The sequence below is a fragment of the Streptomyces adustus genome (genome assembly GCF_009377175.1).
Lineage (GTDB): Bacteria > Actinomycetota > Actinomycetes > Streptomycetales > Streptomycetaceae > Streptomyces > Streptomyces adustus.
The window spans coordinates 1-18,354 of sequence record NZ_VJZD01000194.1; the positions used below are offsets into that span (position 1 = coordinate 1).

12 protein-coding genes and 1 pseudogene are annotated in these 18,354 nt (G+C 71.6%); 8 read left to right on the forward strand and 5 right to left on the reverse strand.

From position 1 onward, the window contains the following. Positions 1 to 682 precede the first annotated feature (682 nt). Positions 683 to 1,702, reverse strand: a pseudogene (locus FNH09_RS33865) (ADP-ribosylglycohydrolase family protein); the annotation flags it as partial. 271 nt (positions 1,703 to 1,973) lie between these two features. Between FNH09_RS33865 and FNH09_RS33870 the strand changes: the two are divergent. The 3 genes from FNH09_RS33870 (at position 1,974) to FNH09_RS33880 (ending at position 9,131) form a co-directional block, all read left to right on the forward strand. After that, positions 1,974 to 2,705, forward strand: a complete 732-nt coding sequence (locus tag FNH09_RS33870; RefSeq protein ID WP_152893731.1) for a VIT1/CCC1 transporter family protein — start codon at positions 1,974 to 1,976, stop codon at positions 2,703 to 2,705. A 374-nt stretch (positions 2,706 to 3,079) separates the two neighbouring features. After that, positions 3,080 to 7,675, forward strand: coding sequence for a glutamate synthase large subunit (gene gltB, locus FNH09_RS33875; RefSeq protein WP_152893732.1), 4,596 nt, complete (start codon positions 3,080 to 3,082; stop codon positions 7,673 to 7,675). Then, positions 7,668 to 9,131, forward strand: a complete 1,464-nt coding sequence (locus FNH09_RS33880) for a glutamate synthase subunit beta (protein ID WP_152893733.1) — start codon at positions 7,668 to 7,670, stop codon at positions 9,129 to 9,131. Before gltB ends, FNH09_RS33880 begins: the two co-directional genes overlap by 8 nt. A gap of 111 nt (positions 9,132 to 9,242) precedes the next feature. On the opposite strand, the gene FNH09_RS33885 is transcribed toward FNH09_RS33880, so the two are convergent. Beyond that, on the reverse strand, positions 9,243 to 10,157 hold the full coding sequence (locus FNH09_RS33885; protein WP_162469506.1) for a rhomboid family intramembrane serine protease: 915 nt from the start codon (positions 10,155 to 10,157) through the stop codon (positions 9,243 to 9,245). Positions 10,158 to 10,304: 147 nt separating this feature from the next. Here FNH09_RS33885 and FNH09_RS33890 point away from each other — a divergent pair, with 147 nt between their 5' ends. After that, positions 10,305 to 11,024 (forward strand): vWA domain-containing protein, encoded by a 720-nt coding sequence (locus FNH09_RS33890; RefSeq protein ID WP_152893734.1) that lies wholly within the window; start codon positions 10,305 to 10,307, stop codon positions 11,022 to 11,024. 139 nt (positions 11,025 to 11,163) lie between these two features. Further along, positions 11,164 to 12,822, forward strand: coding sequence for a cytochrome bc1 complex cytochrome b subunit (qcrB, locus tag FNH09_RS33895; protein ID WP_152893735.1), 1,659 nt, complete (start codon positions 11,164 to 11,166; stop codon positions 12,820 to 12,822). On the opposite strand, the gene FNH09_RS33900 is transcribed toward qcrB, so the two are convergent. Both FNH09_RS33900 and FNH09_RS33905 read right to left on the reverse strand, forming a co-directional pair. Continuing rightward, positions 12,797 to 13,768, reverse strand: coding sequence for an acyl-CoA dehydrogenase family protein (locus FNH09_RS33900; protein WP_152893736.1), 972 nt, complete (start codon positions 13,766 to 13,768; stop codon positions 12,797 to 12,799). The two genes, qcrB and FNH09_RS33900, sit on opposite strands and share 26 nt — an antisense overlap. Next, positions 13,768 to 14,907, reverse strand: a complete 1,140-nt coding sequence (locus FNH09_RS33905) for an acyl-CoA dehydrogenase family protein (protein WP_162469507.1) — start codon at positions 14,905 to 14,907, stop codon at positions 13,768 to 13,770. The genes FNH09_RS33900 and FNH09_RS33905 overlap by 1 nt, the downstream gene beginning before the upstream one ends. Before the next feature lie 59 nt (positions 14,908 to 14,966). On the opposite strand from FNH09_RS33905, the gene FNH09_RS33910 reads away from it, so the two are divergent. From FNH09_RS33910 to FNH09_RS33920, 3 genes are all read left to right on the forward strand, one after another. Next, entirely contained in the window at positions 14,967 to 15,788 is an 822-nt protein-coding gene (locus FNH09_RS33910) for an SDR family oxidoreductase (protein ID WP_152893737.1), read from the forward strand. Between the two features lie 22 nt (positions 15,789 to 15,810). Beyond that, positions 15,811 to 16,422, forward strand: a complete 612-nt coding sequence (locus FNH09_RS33915; protein ID WP_162469508.1) for a TetR-type transcription factor C-terminal domain-containing protein — start codon at positions 15,811 to 15,813, stop codon at positions 16,420 to 16,422. A 183-nt stretch (positions 16,423 to 16,605) separates the two neighbouring features. Next, positions 16,606 to 17,763, forward strand: coding sequence for an acetyl-CoA C-acetyltransferase (locus tag FNH09_RS33920; RefSeq protein ID WP_152893738.1), 1,158 nt, complete (start codon positions 16,606 to 16,608; stop codon positions 17,761 to 17,763). A gap of 71 nt (positions 17,764 to 17,834) precedes the next feature. Here the strand turns inward: FNH09_RS33920 and FNH09_RS33925 are convergent. Then, a partial coding sequence (locus FNH09_RS33925) for an NAD(P)H-dependent flavin oxidoreductase (RefSeq protein ID WP_202919811.1) occupies positions 17,835 to 18,354 on the reverse strand: 520 nt, incomplete at its 5' end.

An 18,354-nucleotide genomic window follows, 5' to 3' on the forward strand; every position in this document is an offset into this window, starting at 1 on the left:
GTGGCCACGCCGACGGTGTGCCCGGCGGCCCCCGTGTCGGGGCCGTCGTCCCAGGGGGCCGGCGGCGTCATGACCGCACCTGCGGGGTGTCGGCACCCGGGGCGGGGGTGCGGCCTTCGGACGCCGTGGGGGCGCCCGGCACGGCGGCGGCCGACAACCGACCGCCCAGCACCGCCCGCCGCAGCCTGGGCCGCACCCGCTCCGGCCGCCGCACGGGTTCGGGCGACCGCACGGGCTCGGGCGACCGTGCGGGTTCGGGCGGCCGCACAGGGTCCGGTTTCCACCCGGGCCCGGACCGACCTGCGGGGGCGGGGTGCGGTGCGGGGTCCGTCCGCCGCGCGTGCTCCGGGTCGCGTCCGGCGCCCGGCTGCGGTGCGGGGTCCATCTGCCGTGCGGGCTCCGGTTCGCGTGCGGGGCCCGGTCGTCCTGCTGCGGGTTTTGCTCGCCGTGCGGGGCCCGGCTGCCGTGCGGGCTCCGGTTCGCGTCCGGGCTCCGGTCGTCGTGCGGGTTCCGGTCGGCCTGTGGGCTCGGGTTCGCGTGTGGGCATGCTCTGTCCCGCGGAGTTCCTGCCGGGTCCGGTACCGGGCCCCGGCCGTCCCGCGGCTTCCGGCCATCCCGGGCGTTCCGGTGCGTGGGCGTGGGCGTGGGCGGGCGTGGGCGCGGGGTGTCGGGCGGTGGCCGGGCCGGTCGGGTTCCATTTGTCGCCCTCGCCCGGGGTCAGGAGCTCCGCCACGTCCAGGACGTGGTGGCCGGCCATGGACGGCAGGCAGCTTCCGCGGGCCGGGCCGATCGCGGCAGCCCACTCCGCCGGGATGGCGTACTCCCCCTGGGTCGCGCCCGCCAGCGCGCCCGCCACCGCGGCCGTGGTGTCGGCGTCGCGCCCCATGTTGACCGCGGTCAGCACCGCGTCCCGGAAGTCGCCGTCGGCCGCCGCGTACGCGCCGAAGGCGAGGGCGACCGCCTCGGGGGCCAGGTCGGTCCAGGGGTAGCCGCCGATGACGACGGCGGAGCGGACCGCGCGTTCGCCGCGGTGGGCCACGGTCACCGCGCGGCGCAGGGAGCGGGCCGTCCAGGAGTCGTCGGGGACCACCGCGAGGGCGGCGGCGACGACCGCGGTCGGCGGGGCGCCCGCCATGGCCGCGGCGACCCCGGCGGCCACCGCCTGGCCGCCGTAGATGCCCTCGCCCTCGTGGCTGACCGAGCCGTCGATGGCCACCAGCCGGGCCGCCTCGGCCGGGCGGCCCGCGGCGAACACCCCGAAGGGGGCCGCGCGCATGGCGAGGCCGTCGCTCCAGGCGTGGCGGTGCTGGGCGGAGATGGGGGCGGCGAGGCCGCGGCGCAGGTTCTCCAGCGTGCCGCGTTCGCTGAACCCGGCGCCCCGGAAGGGGCCCTCCGCCCGGTCCGCGATCCACACATGCCAGGCCGCCTCCACATGGGCCGGGGTGAGCGCACCGCCGTGCCGGGCCAGCAGCAGTCCGGAGAAGATCGCGTACTCGGTGTCGTCGGTACCGGCCGGTCTCTCGGCGACGTAGCCCTCGATACGGCCCCAGCGGGCGCGGATCTCGGACGGTTTCATGTTCTCGGCCGGTGCGCCGAGCGCGTCGCCGACAGCCAGGCCCAGCAGGGCGCCTCGGGCCCGGTCGCGCAGGTCGGCGGTGTCGCCGGGCGCCGGGACCGGGGGAATGCAGGCGGTGGATGGCATACGAGGCCTCTCCTCCGGGGGCTCCGACCAGGGCGCGGAACCCTTTGCGGATATGTCCCACCCGAGGGACTCGGCAGAGCCTCGGAGAACCCAGCATCACCCGGTCGACATCTGTGCAGAGGTCAACACGGATGAGCGTACGACGGTAAAACCGCAGGTTAGCGCAGCCTTCCCTTGCTGGTGGCGGGGAATTTCACGACGTAGTCTCAGTGTTGTCAAAAAGTGGATTCAATCTAAAGTTAGCTTTGCCTAAGCTTCCTGGGGGGCCTTCATGGCGATCATCGACACCGAGGCGACGCTGCACGAGGCGCACCGCGACAACCACACGCACCGCGATGTGAACGGCGGCTGGCTGCGCCCCGCCGTGTTCGGCGCGATGGACGGTCTGGTCTCGAACCTGGCGCTGATGACCGGTGTCGCGGGTGGGGCCGTCGGTCAGAACACCATCGTGCTGACCGGGCTCGCGGGCCTGGCCGCCGGCGCCTTCTCCATGGCGGCGGGCGAGTACACCTCCGTCGCCTCGCAGCGTGAACTCGTCGAGGCCGAACTGGACGTGGAGCGGCGGGAGTTGAGGAAGCACCCGCAGGACGAGGAGGCCGAGCTCGCGGCGCTCTACGAGGCGCGGGGCGTCGAGCCCGCACTGGCCCGGGAGGTGGCTCGGCAGCTCTCGCGCGACCCCGAGCAGGCGCTGGAGATCCACGCCCGCGAGGAGCTGGGCATCGACCCGGGTGACCTGCCCTCGCCGCTGGTCGCCGCCGTGTCGAGCTTCGGCGCCTTCGCCCTGGGCGCCCTGCTGCCGGTCCTGCCGTATCTGCTCGGCGCCACCGTGCTGTGGCCGGCGGTGCTGCTCGCCCTGTTCGGGCTCTTCGGCTGCGGTGCCGTGGTGGCCAGGGTGACGGCGCGGTCCTGGTGGTACAGCGGTCTGCGGCAGCTCGCGCTGGGCGGTGCGGCGGCCGGTGTGACGTACGCCCTGGGCAGCCTGTTCGGAACGGCCGTAGGATAGTGCGGATGGAACTTATGCGTTGGGCCGCATAAGTAACCGTTACTCGCTGGTTTCGAATGCTTAACCACTGGGCATGAGCCGTAAGCGCTGGAGCAACGAGGCTCACGGCGTGCCGGTGGAGTGGGCGAAGACGCTCTCTCCGCCCCCTTTTGGACCGACGGACACCGATCTGCTCCGCTCGGTCACCACATACTTCTCGCCACCGTGCGCGTACCCCGCCGCGCCACCGTGGCGTCCGCATGTTGGAACGGAGTATCCGGTTCCCGGGAATCGCTCCATCATGTAACCTGCACGAAATTTTGAACACACTCAGCAGAGGGCCAACGTCGTCCCTCGGCACCCTCACATGCCACTTGACGACGACGGGAGAGCCGATGCGTACGCCGCGCCAGCCGTCCCAGCATTCCACGAATGGCCAGAACTGGTCCTTCATGGATGCTCGCCCTGCTGCGCAGGGTATGTACGACCCCCGCAACGAAAAGGACGCCTGTGGCGTCGGTTTCGTGGCCACCCTCACCGGCGAGGCGAGCCATGCGCTGGTCGAGCAGGCCCTCACGGTGCTGCGCAACCTCGAACACCGAGGCGCCACCGGCTCCGAGCCCGACTCGGGTGACGGCGCGGGCATCCTCTCGCAGGTCCCGGACGCCTTCTTCCGCGAGGTGGCCGGCTTCGAGCTCCCCGAGGCCGGCGGATACGCCGTCGGCATCGCCTTCCTCCCGGAGGACGGCACCGACGAGGTCGTCGCGCGCATCGAGGCGATCGCCGCCGAGGAGGGCCTCACGGTCCTCGGCTGGCGCGAGGTCCCCGTCGCCCCCGCGCTGCTGGGCGCCACCGCCCGTTCGACGATGCCCGCCTTCCGGCAGATCTTCGTCTCCGGCGGAGACGACCGGAAGGGCATCGAGCTCGACCGCACGGCCTTCGTGCTGCGCAAGCGCGCCGAGCGCGAGGCGGGGGTCTACTTCCCCTCCCTCTCCGCCCGCACGATCGTCTACAAGGGCATGCTGACCACCGGTCAGCTGGAGCCCTTCTTCCCGGACCTGTCCGACCGCCGCTTCGCCTCCGCGATCGCGCTCGTCCACTCGCGCTTCTCCACGAACACCTTCCCCTCGTGGCCGCTGGCGCACCCGTACCGCTTCGTCGCGCACAACGGTGAGATCAACACCGTCAAGGGCAACCGCAACTGGATGCAGGCCCGGGAGTCGCAGCTCGTCTCCGACCTGTTCGGCGACCGCGAGCTCGACCGGATCTTCCCGGTGTGCACCCCGGACGCCTCCGACTCCGCGTCCTTCGACGAGGTCCTCGAACTGCTGCACCTCGGCGGCCGTTCGCTGCCGCACTCCGTGCTGATGATGATCCCGGAGGCGTGGGAGAACCACGACTCGATGGACCCGGCCCGGCGCGCCTTCTACCAGTTCCACTCCACGATGATGGAGCCCTGGGACGGTCCGGCCTGTGTCACCTTCACCGACGGCACCCAGGTCGGCGCCGTGCTCGACCGCAACGGTCTGCGCCCCGGCCGCTACTGGGTCACCGACGAGGGCCTCGTCGTCCTCGGCTCCGAAGTCGGCGTCCTCGACATCGACCCCGCGAAGGTCGTCCGCAAGGGCCGCCTCCAGCCCGGCAAGATGTTCCTCGTCGACACCGTCGAGCACCGCATCATCGAGGACGACGAGATCAAGGCCGGCCTCGCCGCCGAGCAGCCGTACGCCGAGTGGCTGGAGGCCGGTGAGATCGAGCTGGGCGACCTGCCCGAGCGCGAGCACATCGTCCACACCCACGCCTCGGTCACCCGCCGCCAGCAGACCTTCGGCTACACCGAGGAAGAGCTGCGCGTCATCCTCGCCCCGATGGCCAAGGCGGCCGCCGAGCCGATCGGTTCGATGGGCACCGACTCGCCGATCGCCGCGCTGAGCGAGCGCCCGCGCCTGCTCTTCGACTACTTCACCCAGCTGTTCGCGCAGGTCACCAACCCGCCGCTGGACGCCATCCGCGAGGAGCTCGTCACCTCGCTGCGCTCCTCCCTCGGCCCCTCCGGCAACCTGCTCGACCCGGTCGCCGCGTCCTGTCGCAGCGTCCTGCTGCCCTTCCCGGTCATCGACAACGACGAGCTGGCCAAGCTCATCCACATCAACGCCGACGGCGACCTGCCCGGCTTCAAGGCCGCGACGCTGTCCGGCCTGTACCGGGTCTCCGGCGGCGGTGACGCCCTCGCCGCGCGCATCGACGACATCTGTGCCGAGACCGACGCCGCCATCGAGAACGGCGCCGGCCTGATCGTCCTGTCGGACCGTCACTCCGACGCCGAGCACGCGCCGATCCCGTCGCTGCTGCTCACCGCGGCCGTGCACCACCACCTCATCCGCACCAAGCAGCGCACCCGCGTGGGCCTGCTGGTCGAGGCCGGCGACGTCCGCGAGGTCCACCACGTCGCCCTGCTCATCGGTTTCGGCGCCGCGGCGGTCAACCCCTACCTGGCGATGGAGTCCGTCGAGGACCTCGTCCGCGCGGGCACCTTCCTGTCGGACATCGAGCCCGAGCAGGCCATCCGCAACCTGATCTACGCGCTCGGCAAGGGCGTCCTGAAGGTCATGTCCAAGATGGGCATCTCCACCGTCGCCTCCTACCGCGGCGCCCAGGTCTTCGAGGCCGTCGGTCTCGACAGCGCCTTCGTGGAGAAGTACTTCAACGGCACCGCCACCAAGATCGGCGGCGTCGGCATCGACGTCGTCGCCAAGGAGGTCGCCGCCCGCCACGCCAAGGCGTACCCGGCCAGCGGCATCGCGCCCGCCCACCGCGCCCTGGAGATCGGCGGCGAGTACCAGTGGCGCCGCGAGGGCGAACCGCACCTGTTCGACCCGGAGACGGTCTTCCGCCTCCAGCACTCCACGCGCACCGCGCGCTACGACATCTTCAAGAAGTACACGGACCGCGTGAACGAGCAGTCCGAGCGGCTGATGACGCTGCGCGGCCTGTTCGGCTTCACCTCCGACCGCCCGTCGATCCCCGTCGACGAGGTCGAGCCGGTCAGCGAGATCGTCAAGCGTTTCTCCACCGGCGCCATGTCGTACGGCTCCATCTCCAAGGAGGCGCACGAGACCCTCGCCATCGCCATGAACCAGCTGGGCGGCAAGTCCAACACCGGTGAGGGCGGCGAGGACCCGGACCGGCTGTACGACCCGGCGCGCCGCTCGTCGATCAAGCAGGTCGCCTCCGGCCGCTTCGGCGTCACCTCCGAGTACCTCGTCAACGCCGACGACATCCAGATCAAGATGGCCCAGGGCGCCAAGCCCGGCGAGGGCGGCCAGCTGCCCGGCCACAAGGTCTACCCGTGGGTGGCCAAGACCCGGCACAGCACCCCCGGTGTCGGCCTGATCTCCCCGCCGCCGCACCACGACATCTACTCCATCGAGGACCTGGCTCAGCTGATCCACGACCTCAAGAACGCCAACCCGGTCGCGCGGATCCACGTGAAGCTGGTCTCCGAGGTCGGCGTCGGCACGGTCGCGGCGGGTGTGTCCAAGGCGCACGCGGACGTGGTCCTCATCTCCGGTCACGACGGCGGCACCGGTGCCTCCCCGCTGACCTCGCTCAAGCACGCGGGCGGCCCCTGGGAGCTCGGCCTCGCCGAGACCCAGCAGACCCTGCTGCTCAACGGCCTGCGCGACCGCATCGTCGTGCAGACCGACGGCCAGCTCAAGACCGGCCGCGACGTCGTCATCGCCGCGCTGCTGGGCGCCGAGGAGTTCGGTTTCGCGACCGCTCCGCTCGTCGTCTCCGGCTGCGTCATGATGCGCGTCTGCCACCTGGACACCTGCCCGGTCGGCATCGCCACCCAGAACCCGCAGCTGCGCGAGCGGTTCGCCGGCAAGGCCGAGTACGTCGTGAACTTCTTCAAGTTCATCGCCGAGGAGGTCCGCGAGATCCTCGCCGAGCTGGGCTTCCGCTCCATCCAGGAGGCCGTCGGCCACGCCGAGGCGCTCGACGTCACCCGCGCCGTCGACCACTGGAAGGCCCAGGGCCTGGACCTGGCCCCGCTCTTCCACGTGCCCGAGCTGCCCGAGGGCGCGGTGCGCCACCAGGTCGTCGAGCAGGACCACGGTCTGGCGAAGGCGCTCGACAACGAGCTGATCAAGCTCGCCGCCGACGCGCTGGCCGCGAACTCCGCGACCGACGCCCAGCCGGTCCGCGCCCAGGTCGCGATCCGCAACATCAACCGCACGGTCGGCACCATGCTCGGCCACGAGGTGACGAAGAAGTTCGGCGGCGCGGGCCTGCCCGACGACACCATCGACATCACCTTCACCGGCTCGGCGGGCCAGTCCTTCGGCGCCTTCCTGCCGCGCGGCGTCACGCTGCGCCTGGAGGGCGACGCCAACGACTACGTCGGCAAGGGCCTGTCCGGCGGCCGCGTGGTCGTCCGCCCGGACCGGGGCGCCGACCATCTCGCCGAGTACTCGACGATCGCGGGCAACACCATCGCCTACGGCGCCACCGGCGGCGAACTGTTCCTGCGCGGTCGCACCGGCGAGCGGTTCTGCGTCCGCAACTCCGGCGCGCTGGTGGTCTCCGAGGGCGTGGGCGACCACGGCTGCGAGTACATGACCGGTGGTCACGCGGTGGTCCTCGGCGAGACGGGCCGCAACTTCGCGGCCGGCATGTCCGGCGGCATCGCCTACGTGATCGACCTCGACCGCGACAACGTCAACGTCACCAGCGTGAGCGCCGTCGAGGCGCTCGACGACACCGACCGGCAGTGGCTGCACGACGTCGTGCGCCGCCACCAGGAGGAGACCGGCTCCACCGTCGCCGAGAAGCTGCTCGCCGAGTGGGACACCGCGGTGAACCGCTTCAGCAAGATCATCCCCAGCACCTACAAGGCAGTGCTCGCCGCCAAGGACGCCGCCGAGCGAGACGGTCTGTCCGAGACCGAGATCACCGAGAAGATGATGGAGGCGGCGATCAATGGCTGATCCGAAGGGCTTTCTCAACCACGGCCGCGAGGTCGCCAAGTCCCGTCCCGTCGAGGTGCGCCTGAAGGACTGGAACGAGGTCTACGTCCCCGGCTCCCTGCTGCCGATCATCAGCAAGCAGGCCGGCCGCTGCATGGACTGCGGCATCCCGTTCTGCCACAACGGCTGTCCGCTGGGGAACCTGATCCCCGAGTGGAACGACTACGCCTACCGCGAGGACTGGGCCGCCGCCTCCGACCGGCTGCACGCCACCAACAACTTCCCGGAGTTCACGGGCCGCCTGTGCCCCGCTCCGTGCGAGTCGGCGTGTGTGCTCGGCATCAACCAGCCGGCCGTCACCATCAAGAACGTCGAGGTCTCGATCATCGACAAGGCGTGGGAGACCGGTGACGTCGCCGCGCGGGCTCCGGAGCGCCTGTCCGGCAAGACCGTCGCGGTCATCGGCTCGGGCCCGGCGGGCCTGGCCGCCGCCCAGCAGCTCACCCGGGCCGGTCACACCGTCGCCGTGTACGAGCGCGCCGACCGCATCGGCGGCCTGCTGCGCTACGGCATCCCCGAGTTCAAGATGGAGAAGCGGCACATCAACCGCCGTATCGAGCAGATGCGCGCGGAGGGCACCCGCTTCCGTACCGGTGTCGAGATCGGCGTCGACCTCAAGGCGACCGACCTGAAGAAGCGGTACGACGCGGTCGTCATCGCCGCCGGCGCCACCACCGCCCGCGACCTGCCGGTCCCGGGCCGTGACCTCAACGGCGTCCACCAGGCGATGGAGTACCTGCCCCTGGCCAACAAGGTCCAGGAGGGCGACTTCGTGGCGCCGCCGATCTCCGCCGAGGGCAAGCACGTCGTGGTCATCGGCGGTGGCGACACCGGCGCCGACTGCGTGGGCACCGCCCACCGCCAGGGCGCGGCCTCCGTCACCCAGCTGGAGATCATGCCCCGGCCCAACGACGAGCGGCACCCGCTCGCCCAGCCCTGGCCGACCTTCCCCATGCTGTACAAGGTCACCTCCGCGCACGAGGAGGGCGGCGAGCGCGTCTACTCCGTCTCGACCACCCACTTCGAGGGCGACGAGGACGGCAACGTCCAGTGGCTGCACCTGACCGAGGTGGAGTTCGTCGACGGCAAGCTGACCGCCAAGCCGGGCACGGAGCGCAAGATCCCCGCCCAGCTGGTGACGCTGGCGATGGGCTTCACCGGCACCGACCGGGAGAACGGCCTGGTGGAGCAGTTCGGCCTGGAGCTCGACGAGCGCGGCAACGTCGCCCGCGACGCCGACTTCCAGACCAACGTGCCCGGCGTCTTCGTCGCCGGTGACGCCGGCCGCGGCCAGTCCCTCATCGTGTGGGCGATCGCCGAGGGTCGCTCGGCGGCCAGGGGCGTCGACCGCTTCCTGACGGGCGCCAGCGACCTGCCGGCCCCGATCCGTCCGACGGACCGCTCGCTCATGGTCTGACGGATCCGACGGATCCCGTAAAAGACGTCCCGTACAAAGGCGTACGGAACACAGACGGCGCCTGCCCGCCTCCCCGACCGGAACTGGGCAGGCGCCGTCGCATGTCCGCGCTCAGATCGCGGTGAACTGCGCGACCTTCGCCCAGGCGCACACCGCCAGCAGGACCAGCAGCGCCACGCACACCCCGGCCTGCACCAGCGCGCGCCGCCCGTCGCGGGGCGCGTAGGCGTAGGCCAGGGTCACCACCGCGCCCGTCAGCAGACCGCCGAGGTGCCCCTGCCAGGAGGTCAGTCCTGCGGAGAGGGCCATCCACAGCAGCAGGCCGATCATGAACCGGTTGACGGACTCCATGTCGGCGCCCAGCCGACGGGCCATGACGTAGTAGGCGGCGCCCAGGCCGAAGATCGCACCGGACGCTCCGACGGTGAGCTCGTCCGGCGCGATCAGCAGCACGAGGACCGAACCGCCGAGCGCCGACAGCAGGTACAGGGCGAGATAGCGGACGCGGCCCAGCTGGCCCTCCACCGTGCGGCCGAGGTTCCACAGGCACGCCATGTTCATCACGATGTGCAGGATGCCGAACGAGCCCTCGGTGACCGGCATATGGAGAAACGCGCCGGTAAGCAGCCGGTACCACTCCCCGTTCGCGAGCCCCTCCGCGGTGAGGTCCGAGGAGTACGGGTACTGCCACAGCCAGTGCCCGCCGTCCGCGTCCACCAGCCCCGAGCCCAGCATCCCGAACCGGTCCACGATCTCGGGGCGTATCAACTCGGCCAGGTAGGCCAGCACGTTGAGCCCGATCAGGACGTACGTCACCAGTGGCACGGCCGTGATCCGGCCGCCGAAGGCCGTGCGGGCCTGGCGCACCGAACGCGCGCCCGCCTTCACGCACTCCACGCACTGATGGCCGACGGCGGCCTCCCGCATGCAGTTCGGGCAGATGTAGCGGTCGCAGCGGGTGCAGCGGACGTGGGACTCCACCTTGGGATGGCGGTAGCAGGTGGTGACGGTGGACTCGGACTCCACAGTCGGCTCCTCGAAAAAGGGTGGGAAGGGCAGCGAGCCGGTGGGGACGGCGGGGAACAAACTATCGAACGGCTGTGGCGCGAAACGGAGCCGGGGCGGCGGTGCCGTAACCTCGCACGAAGCGGTTCGAACGGAGGGGGAGTCCGTATGTCGGCGATCAGTCTCAGCAAGGTGCAGCAGAGCGCTCCCGCGCTGGTCGACCTGTACAAACGGGCCGGTACTTCCCTCGACCGGCACGGACTGGGAGGCCTGCGGGCCGCCGTCTACCTCGTCGTCGACTACTCCGGCTCGATGAAGCCGTACTACAAGGACGGCAGCGTGCAGGCGCTCGCCGACCGGGTGCTCGGGCTGTCCGCGCACCTCGACGACGACGGCCGGGTCCCGGTGGTCTTCTTCTCCACGGACATCGACGCCGTCACCGACATCGCGCTCGACGACCACCAGGGGCGCGTCGAGCGGATCGTGGCCGGACTCGGCCACATGGGCAAGACCAGTTACCACCTGGCGATGGACGCCGTGATCGACCACTACCTCGACAGCGGCTCCACCGCCCCCGCCCTGGTGGTCTTCCAGACCGACGGCGGCCCGATCAACAAGCTCGCCGCCGAACGCTATCTGTGCAAGGCGGCGAGACTGCCGCTGTTCTGGCAGTTCGTCGGGTTCGGCGACCCGGACAGCCGGCAGTTCGACTATCTGCGCAAGCTCGACGAACTGGCCGTGCCGGACAAGCGGGTGGTCGACAACGCCGGCTTCTTCCACGCGGGGGCGGACCCCCGGAAGGTCCCGGACGCGGAGCTCTACGACCGGCTGCTGGGCGACTTCCCGAAGTGGCTCGTGGCGGCCCGGGCCCTGGGCGTCGTCCACTGACCTTCGGGCCGCCCGCGGCTCGTACGGACCCACGGCCGTGGGCGGTCTCACACCGTGGCCGACCGACCGCGACGGCCGGCGGGTTGGCTTGGGCGCACCGCCGTGCCACCCTGAGGTTGATCCGAGGGGGAGGCCGCACATGGACGGCGCACGATCGGTGAACGAAGCGACGGGGACGGTGAGTTCGGCCCGCCGTGGCGAGTCCGGCAAGGGTGAGAGGATCGCCGACTGGGCCGACGGACGGCTCGGCCTCTACGCGCTGGCCAAGGCCAACATGCGCAAGGTGTTCCCAGACCACTGGTCCTTCATGCTGGGCGAGGTCTGCCTCTACAGCTTCGTCGTCCTGATCCTCACCGGGGTCTACCTCACCCTGTTCTTCGAACCGAGCGGCGCCGAGGTCGCCTACCACGGCCCGTACGCCCCTCTCAACGGCGTCCTGATGACCAAGGCCTACGCGTCCACCCTCGACATCAGCTTCGAGGTGCGCGGCGGGCTGCTGATCCGGCAGATCCACCACTGGGCGGCGCTGGTCTTCGTCACCGGCATGCTCGTGCACATGATGCGGGTGTTCTTCACCGGCGCCTTCCGCAAGCCGCGCGAGATCAACTGGCTCTTCGGCTGGACCCTGTTGATGCTCGGCATCCTCACCGGTCTGACCGGCTACTCGCTCCCCGACGACCTGCTCTCCGGCACCGGCATCCGCTTCGCCGACGGCGCGATCCTGTCCATCCCGGTCGTGGGGACGTACATCTCGTTCTTCCTCTTCGGCGGCGAGTTCCCGGGGCACGACATCATCTCCCGGCTGTTCCCGGTCCATGTCCTGCTGCTGCCCGGGATCATGCTCGGCCTGGTGGTGGCCCACCTGATCCTGGTCTTCTACCACAAGCACACCCAATATCCGGGCCCCGGCCGCGACCAGAGGTCGGTCGTCGGGATGCCCTTCCTGCCGGTCTACATGGCCAAGGCGGGCGGCTTCTTCTTCCTCACCTTCGGCGTGCTGGCCGTCATGGGCGGCATCGCCAGCATCAACCCCGTCTGGGCCTTCGGCCCCTACCGGCCCGACCTGGTCACCACCGGCGCCCAGCCCGACTGGTACCTCGGCTTCTCCGAGGGGCTGATCCGGGTGATGCCGGGCTGGGAGATCAACGCCTGGGGACACACCCTGGTACCGGGCGTCCTCATCCCGTTCTCGCTCTTCCCGCTGATCCTGCTCGCCCTCGGCGTCTACCCCTTCGTGGAAGCCTGGATCACCGGCGACCGGCGCGAGCACCACATCCTGGACCGGCCGCGCAACATGCCCGTGCGCACCGGCCTCGGCGCGGCCTGGCTCAGCCTTTACGGCGTGCTGCTGATCGGCGGCGGCAACGACATCGTCGCCACCCATCTGCATCTGTCCATCAACGCGATCACCTGGTTCGTGCGGATCGGCGTCTTCGTCCTGCCCGTGCTCACCTTCATCGTGACCAAGAGGATCTGCCTCGGCCTCCAGCGCCGCGACCGGGACAGCGTGCTGCACGGCAGGGAGACCGGCACGATCAGGATGCTGCCGCACGGCGAGTACATCGAGGTCCACGAACCCCTGTCGCAGGGACGGCTGTTCACCCTCACCCAGCACGAGCAGAATCCGCCGTACGAGATCGGGCCGCGCGTCGACGCGGGCGGGGTGCGCCGGCCGGTCACGGTCTCCCAGCGGGTACGGGAGCGGCTGGCCCGCGCGATGTTCGGGCCCGGGACGCACATCCCGAAGCCCACCCCCGAGGAGCACCGGGAACTCACCGCGGGCGACCACCACCACTGAGCACCACGTCCCGGCACTCCTGCGGGCCGCCCCAGGCGGCGAGCAGGACACGGGCCTTGGCCAGCCACAGGGACAGGTCGAACTCCGCCGTGTAACCGATCGCGCCGTGCAACTGCAAGGCTGTACGGGCCGTGGCGTACGCCGCCTCGCAGGCGCTCACCTTCGCCGCGGCCACGTCCGCCGGATCCATCGTCACCGCCGCGCCCAGCACCAGGGGACGGGCGAACTCCAGGGCGATCCTGGCGTCGGCCAGCCGGTGCTTGACCGCCTGGAACGAGCCCACCGGCACACCGAACTGGACACGCCGCCCCACATGGGCCACCGTCCGCTCCAGCAGCGCCAGGCCGACGCCGAGGGCCTGTGCGGCGGTGGCCAGCCGGGCCCACAGCAGGGCCCGCGCCCACGGCGGCCGCGGGTCGAGCAGTTCCCCGCCCGGCAGCAGGGGAGTGAGCCGGCGGACCGGGTCCAGGGACGGGCGCACCGGACCGTGGCCGGGGGCCAGACGCAGGCCGTCGGGCCCGAGCGCGAACAGCAGGTCCGCCGTGTCGCCGTCCAGCGCACAGCCGTCCGGTCCGGCCGACAGCGTGGCCGTGAGGGTGCCGTCGGCCAGCGACGGCAGGAAGCGCTTCGCCGGGTCCGGCCGCTCCGACCCGCCCAGCAGCACCGCGACCGCGACCGTCTCCACCAGCGGGCCCGGCACCGCGTGCCTGCCCAACTCCACGAAGGCCAGCGCGAGTTCCACCGGGTGCGGCCCCAGCCCCGCGTACTCCTGCGGCACCGCGAGCGCGAACACCCCCGCCCGCGCGATCCGGGACCACAGCGCCCGGCCCCGGGCGCTCTCGCCACGACCCCAGGACCGGGCCACCTCGGGCGGCCCGGCGGCCGTCAGCATCGCGTCGAGCGAGCGCGTGAACTCCCGCTGCTCGGCGTCGAGCAGGAAACGCATCAGCGGCGTCCCTTCGGCAGGCCGAGCAGCCGCTCGGCGACGATGTCGCGCTGGATCTCGTTGGTGCCCGCGTAGATCGGGCCCGCGAGGGAGAAGACATAGCGCTCGCACCAGTCGGAGTCCGCCGCCTCGCCGTCGGGGCCCAGCAGGTCCAAAGCCGTCTCGTGCAGCGCGATGTCGTACTCCGACCAGAAGACCTTGTTCACGCTGGCCTCCGGGCCGATCCGGTCGCCGTCCAGGAAGCGGGCCGCGGCCGCGTAGGTGTACAACTGGTGGGCGCGGGCGCCGATCAGCGCGTCCGCGACCCGGGCCCGCGCGTGCGCCGGGCAGCCCCGCTCCCGCCACAGCTCCAGCAGCCGGTCGGCGGCGGCGAGGAAACGGCCCGGGGAGCGCAGGGTGAGCCCGCGCTCGTCGGCGGCCGTCGACATCGCGACCCGCCAGCCCTGCCCCGCCTCCCCGACGACGTCCTCGTCCGGGACGAACACCTCGTCCAGGAACACCTCCGCGAACGCCGGTCTGCCGTCCAGCCGCCCGATCGGGCGCACCGTGACCCCGGGCGCGCGGAGATCGAACATCAGGCACGTCAAGCCCTGATGCGGTCTCGGCAGGTCCGGCTCGCTGCGGAACAGGCCGAACGCCCGGTCCGCGAACGCCGCCCGCGACGACCACGTCTTCTGCCCGCTCAACAGCCAGCCGCCGTCCGCGCGCACCGCCTTCGAGCGCAGCGACGCCAGGTCCGAGCCCGCCTCCGGCTCCGACCAGGCCTGCGCCCAGACCACCTCGCCGCGGGCCATGGGCGGCAGCACCCGGGCCCGCTGCTCCTCGGTCCCGTGCTCGAAGAGGGTCGGGGCGAGCAGCTTGATGCCGTTCTGGTTGACGCGCCCCGGCGCGCCCGCCGCGTAGTACTCCTCCTCGAACACCAGCCAGCGGACCAGCCCCGCGTCCCGGCCGCCGTACCGGGCCGGCCAGTCGACCACCGACCAGCGGTCCGCGGCCAGTTCGGCCTCCCAGGCGCGATGCGCCACGAAGCCCTCCGCGGTCTCCAGGGACGGCAGCGGGGTGCGCGGCACATGCGCGTCGAGCCAGGCGCGGGCCTCGGCGCGGAAGGCCTCGTCGGCCGGAGAGTGGGTGAGGTCCACGGTCGCCGTCCCTCCCGTCGTTCTTCCCTAACAAGTGTTTGGTAGGTTAGCGTGGGCCCATGACAGACGTCGAGGGTCAGGCAGTCGATCGTCCGACTGTCGACGGTCCGGAATACGAACCCGGACACGGACTGCTGCGCGGACGCAGCGCCGTCATCACCGCGGCGGCGGGCACCGGCATCGGCGGCGCGACCGCACGCCGCTTCCTGGAAGAGGGCGCACACGTCGTCATCTCCGACGCCCACGCCCGGCGGCTGAAGGAGCACGAAGCCGCGCTCGCCGCGGAGTTCGGCCCCCACGCGGTCACCGCCCTGCCCTGCGACGTCACCGACGAGGCCCAGGTGCGCACCCTGTTCGACACCGCCGCGGCCCGGCACGGACGCCTGGACATCGTCGTCAACAACGCCGGACTCGGCGGCACCGCCCCCCTCGTCGACATGACCGACACCCAGTGGTCGCGCGTCCTGGACGTGACACTCAACGGCACGTTCCGCTGCACCCGGGCGGCCCTGCGCGCGATGCGGGACACCGGCCGGGGCGGGGTGATCGTCAACAACGCCTCCGTCGTCGGCTGGCGCGCCCAGGCCGGACAGGCGCACTACGCCGCCGCCAAGGCCGGCGTCATGGCCCTCACCAGGTGCGCGGCCGTCGAGGCGGCCGAGTACGGGGTCAGGGTCAACGCCGTCGCACCGAGTCTCGCCATGCACCCGCACCTGGCCAGGGTGACGACCCCCGAACTGCTCGCGCAGCTCACCGCCCGCGAGGCCTTCGGCCGGTACGCCGAACCCTGGGAAGTGGCCAACGTGATCGTGTTCCTGGCGTCCGGCTACTCCTCGTACCTCACCGGGGAGGTCGTCTCCGTCAGCAGTCAGCACCCCTAGGAGCAGCGATCACAATGGATCCGTGCCGACCAAGAAGAAGCCCCAGGTGACCGCAGCCCCCGCCCGCCGCGGCGAACTCCTCAACACTGCCGCCGAGGTCTTCGCCGAACAGGGCTACAACGCCACCACCGTGCGCAAGATCGCCGACCACGCGGGCATGCTCGCGGGCAGCCTCTACTACCACTTCGACTCCAAGGAGTCGATGCTGGAGGAGATCCTGCGTACCTTCCTCGACGAGCTCTGGGGCGGCTACGACGCGGTCCTGGCCGCTGATCTGGGCCCCCGCGAGACCCTGGAGGCCCTGGTCACCGAGTCGTTCCGGGAGATCGACCGGCACCGCGCCGCCGTCGCGATCTACCAGAAGGAGTCCCGGCAGCTCGTGGCGCAGGAACGGTTCGCGTTCCTCGCCGAGTCGCAGCGCAGGTTCGAGAAGGCGTGGCTGTCCACGCTGGAGCGCGGGGTCGCCGACCGGGTCTTCCGCGCCGACCTCGACGTCCGGCTCACCTACCGGTTCGTCCGCGACACGGTCTGGGTCGCCGCGTCCTGGTACCGGCCGGGCGGCCGGCACAGCCCGGAGGAGATCGCCCGGCAGTACCTGTCGATGGTCCTCGACGGGATCGCCGTACGGGCATAGCCGCAAGCCGCAAGCCGCAAGCCGCAAGCCGCAAGCCGCAAGCCGCAAGCCGCAAGCCGCAAGCCGCAAGCCGCAAGCCGCAAGCCGGGCTTCGGGCCCGGCGCGGCGCCACCGCACCCTGACCCAGCACGCACCTCAGCAAGTGATCCGTCGTCACTCAACGCGAACCACTGGGGAGTCGCCATGGCCGAGGCCTACATCGTCGAAGCGGTCCGTACACCCGTAGGACGGCGCGGGGGAGGGCTCAGCGGCGTGCACCCGGCCGATCTGGGCGCCCATGTGCTCAAGGAGCTCGTCGCCCGCGCCGCGCTCGACCCGGCCGCCGTCGACGACGTCGTCTTCGGCTGCCTGGACGCGGTGGGCCCGCAGGCCGGGGACATCGCCCGCACCGCCTGGCTCGCGGCCGGACTGCCCCAGGAGGTGCCCGGCGTGACCGTGGACCGGCAGTGCGGCTCCTCGCAGCAGGCCGTGCACTTCGCGGCCCAGGCCGTGCTCTCCGGCACCCAGGACCTGGTGGTGGCCGGCGGCGTGCAGAACATGTCCCAGATCCCCATCGCCTTCGCCACCCGGCAGGCCGCCGAACCGCTCGGCTTCACCCAGGGCCCCTTCGCCGGCAGCGAGGGCTGGCGGGCCCGGTACGGCGACCGGCCCGTGAACCAGTTCGCCGGCGCCGAGATGATCGCCGCGAAGTGGGGTATCGACCGGGAGGAACAGGAGGAGTTCGCGCTGCGCTCCCACCGGCGCGCGCTGCGGGCCATCGACGAGGGCCGCTTCGAGCGGGAGATCGCCCCGCACGGACACGTCGCCGTCGACGAGGGACCGCGCCGGGACACCTCGGCGGAGAAGATGGCCGCGCTGAAGCCGGTGATCGACGGCGGCACCGTCACCGCGGCCTGCTCCTCCCAGGTCTCCGACGGCGCCGCGGCCCTGCTGCTGGCCTCGGAGCGGGCGGTGCGCGAACACGGACTGCATCCCCGGGCGCGGGTGCACCACCTCTCCGTGCGCGGCGAGGACCCGATCCGCATGCTGACCGCGCCCATACCGGCCACCGCCCACGCCCTGAAGAAGACCGGCCTGTCCATCGACGACATCGACCTCGTCGAGATCAACGAGGCCTTCGCCCCGGTGGTCCTGGCCTGGCTCAAGGAGACCGGCGCCGACCCGGCGAAGGTCAACGTCAACGGCGGCGCGATAGCCCTGGGACACCCGCTGGGCGCCACCGGCGCCAAACTGATGACCACGCTGCTGCACGAACTGGAACGCACCGGCGCCCGCTACGGCCTCCAGACCATGTGCGAGGGCGGGGGCCAGGCCAACGTGACGATCATCGAGAGACTCTGAGCCGCTCCCGCACTTCGGCCGTGCCGGTCGGCGACCGGTCGTGAGCCGCTCCCGCACCCGGGCCGTGCCGGTCAGCGTGTGCCGGTGAGCCGCTCCCGCACCTCCTCCGCCTCCTTCATGATCCGCGCCACCAGCTCCGCGCACGACGGCAGGTCGTCGATCACCCCGGCGACCTGCCCGGACGCCATCACCCCCAGGTCCGTGCGGCCGTCCACCATCGCCGCTCTCAGCAGCATCGGCGTGTTCGCCGCGAGCAGGACCTGACTCCAGGCCAGATCGTGCCCCTGTCTGAGCGCGAGACCGTCGCGGACCATCCGCCGCCAGGTCAGCCCGGACAGCCTCCGGAACGCCGCCGCCCTACGCAGGGCCTGCAACAGCGCCCGCGCCCGGCCCGCGTCCTCCAGCGACCCGACCAGCTCCGTACGCAGCATGCGGTGCGGCAGCCCGTCCACCGCGCGCGTCACCGTCACGTCCCGCACCGTCGCCGCCAGATACCGCGCCTTCACCGCGTCCGGCACCGTCGAGTCCGAGGTCAGCAGGAACCGGGTGCCCATGGCGACCCCCGCCGCCCCGTACGCCAGCGCCGCGACC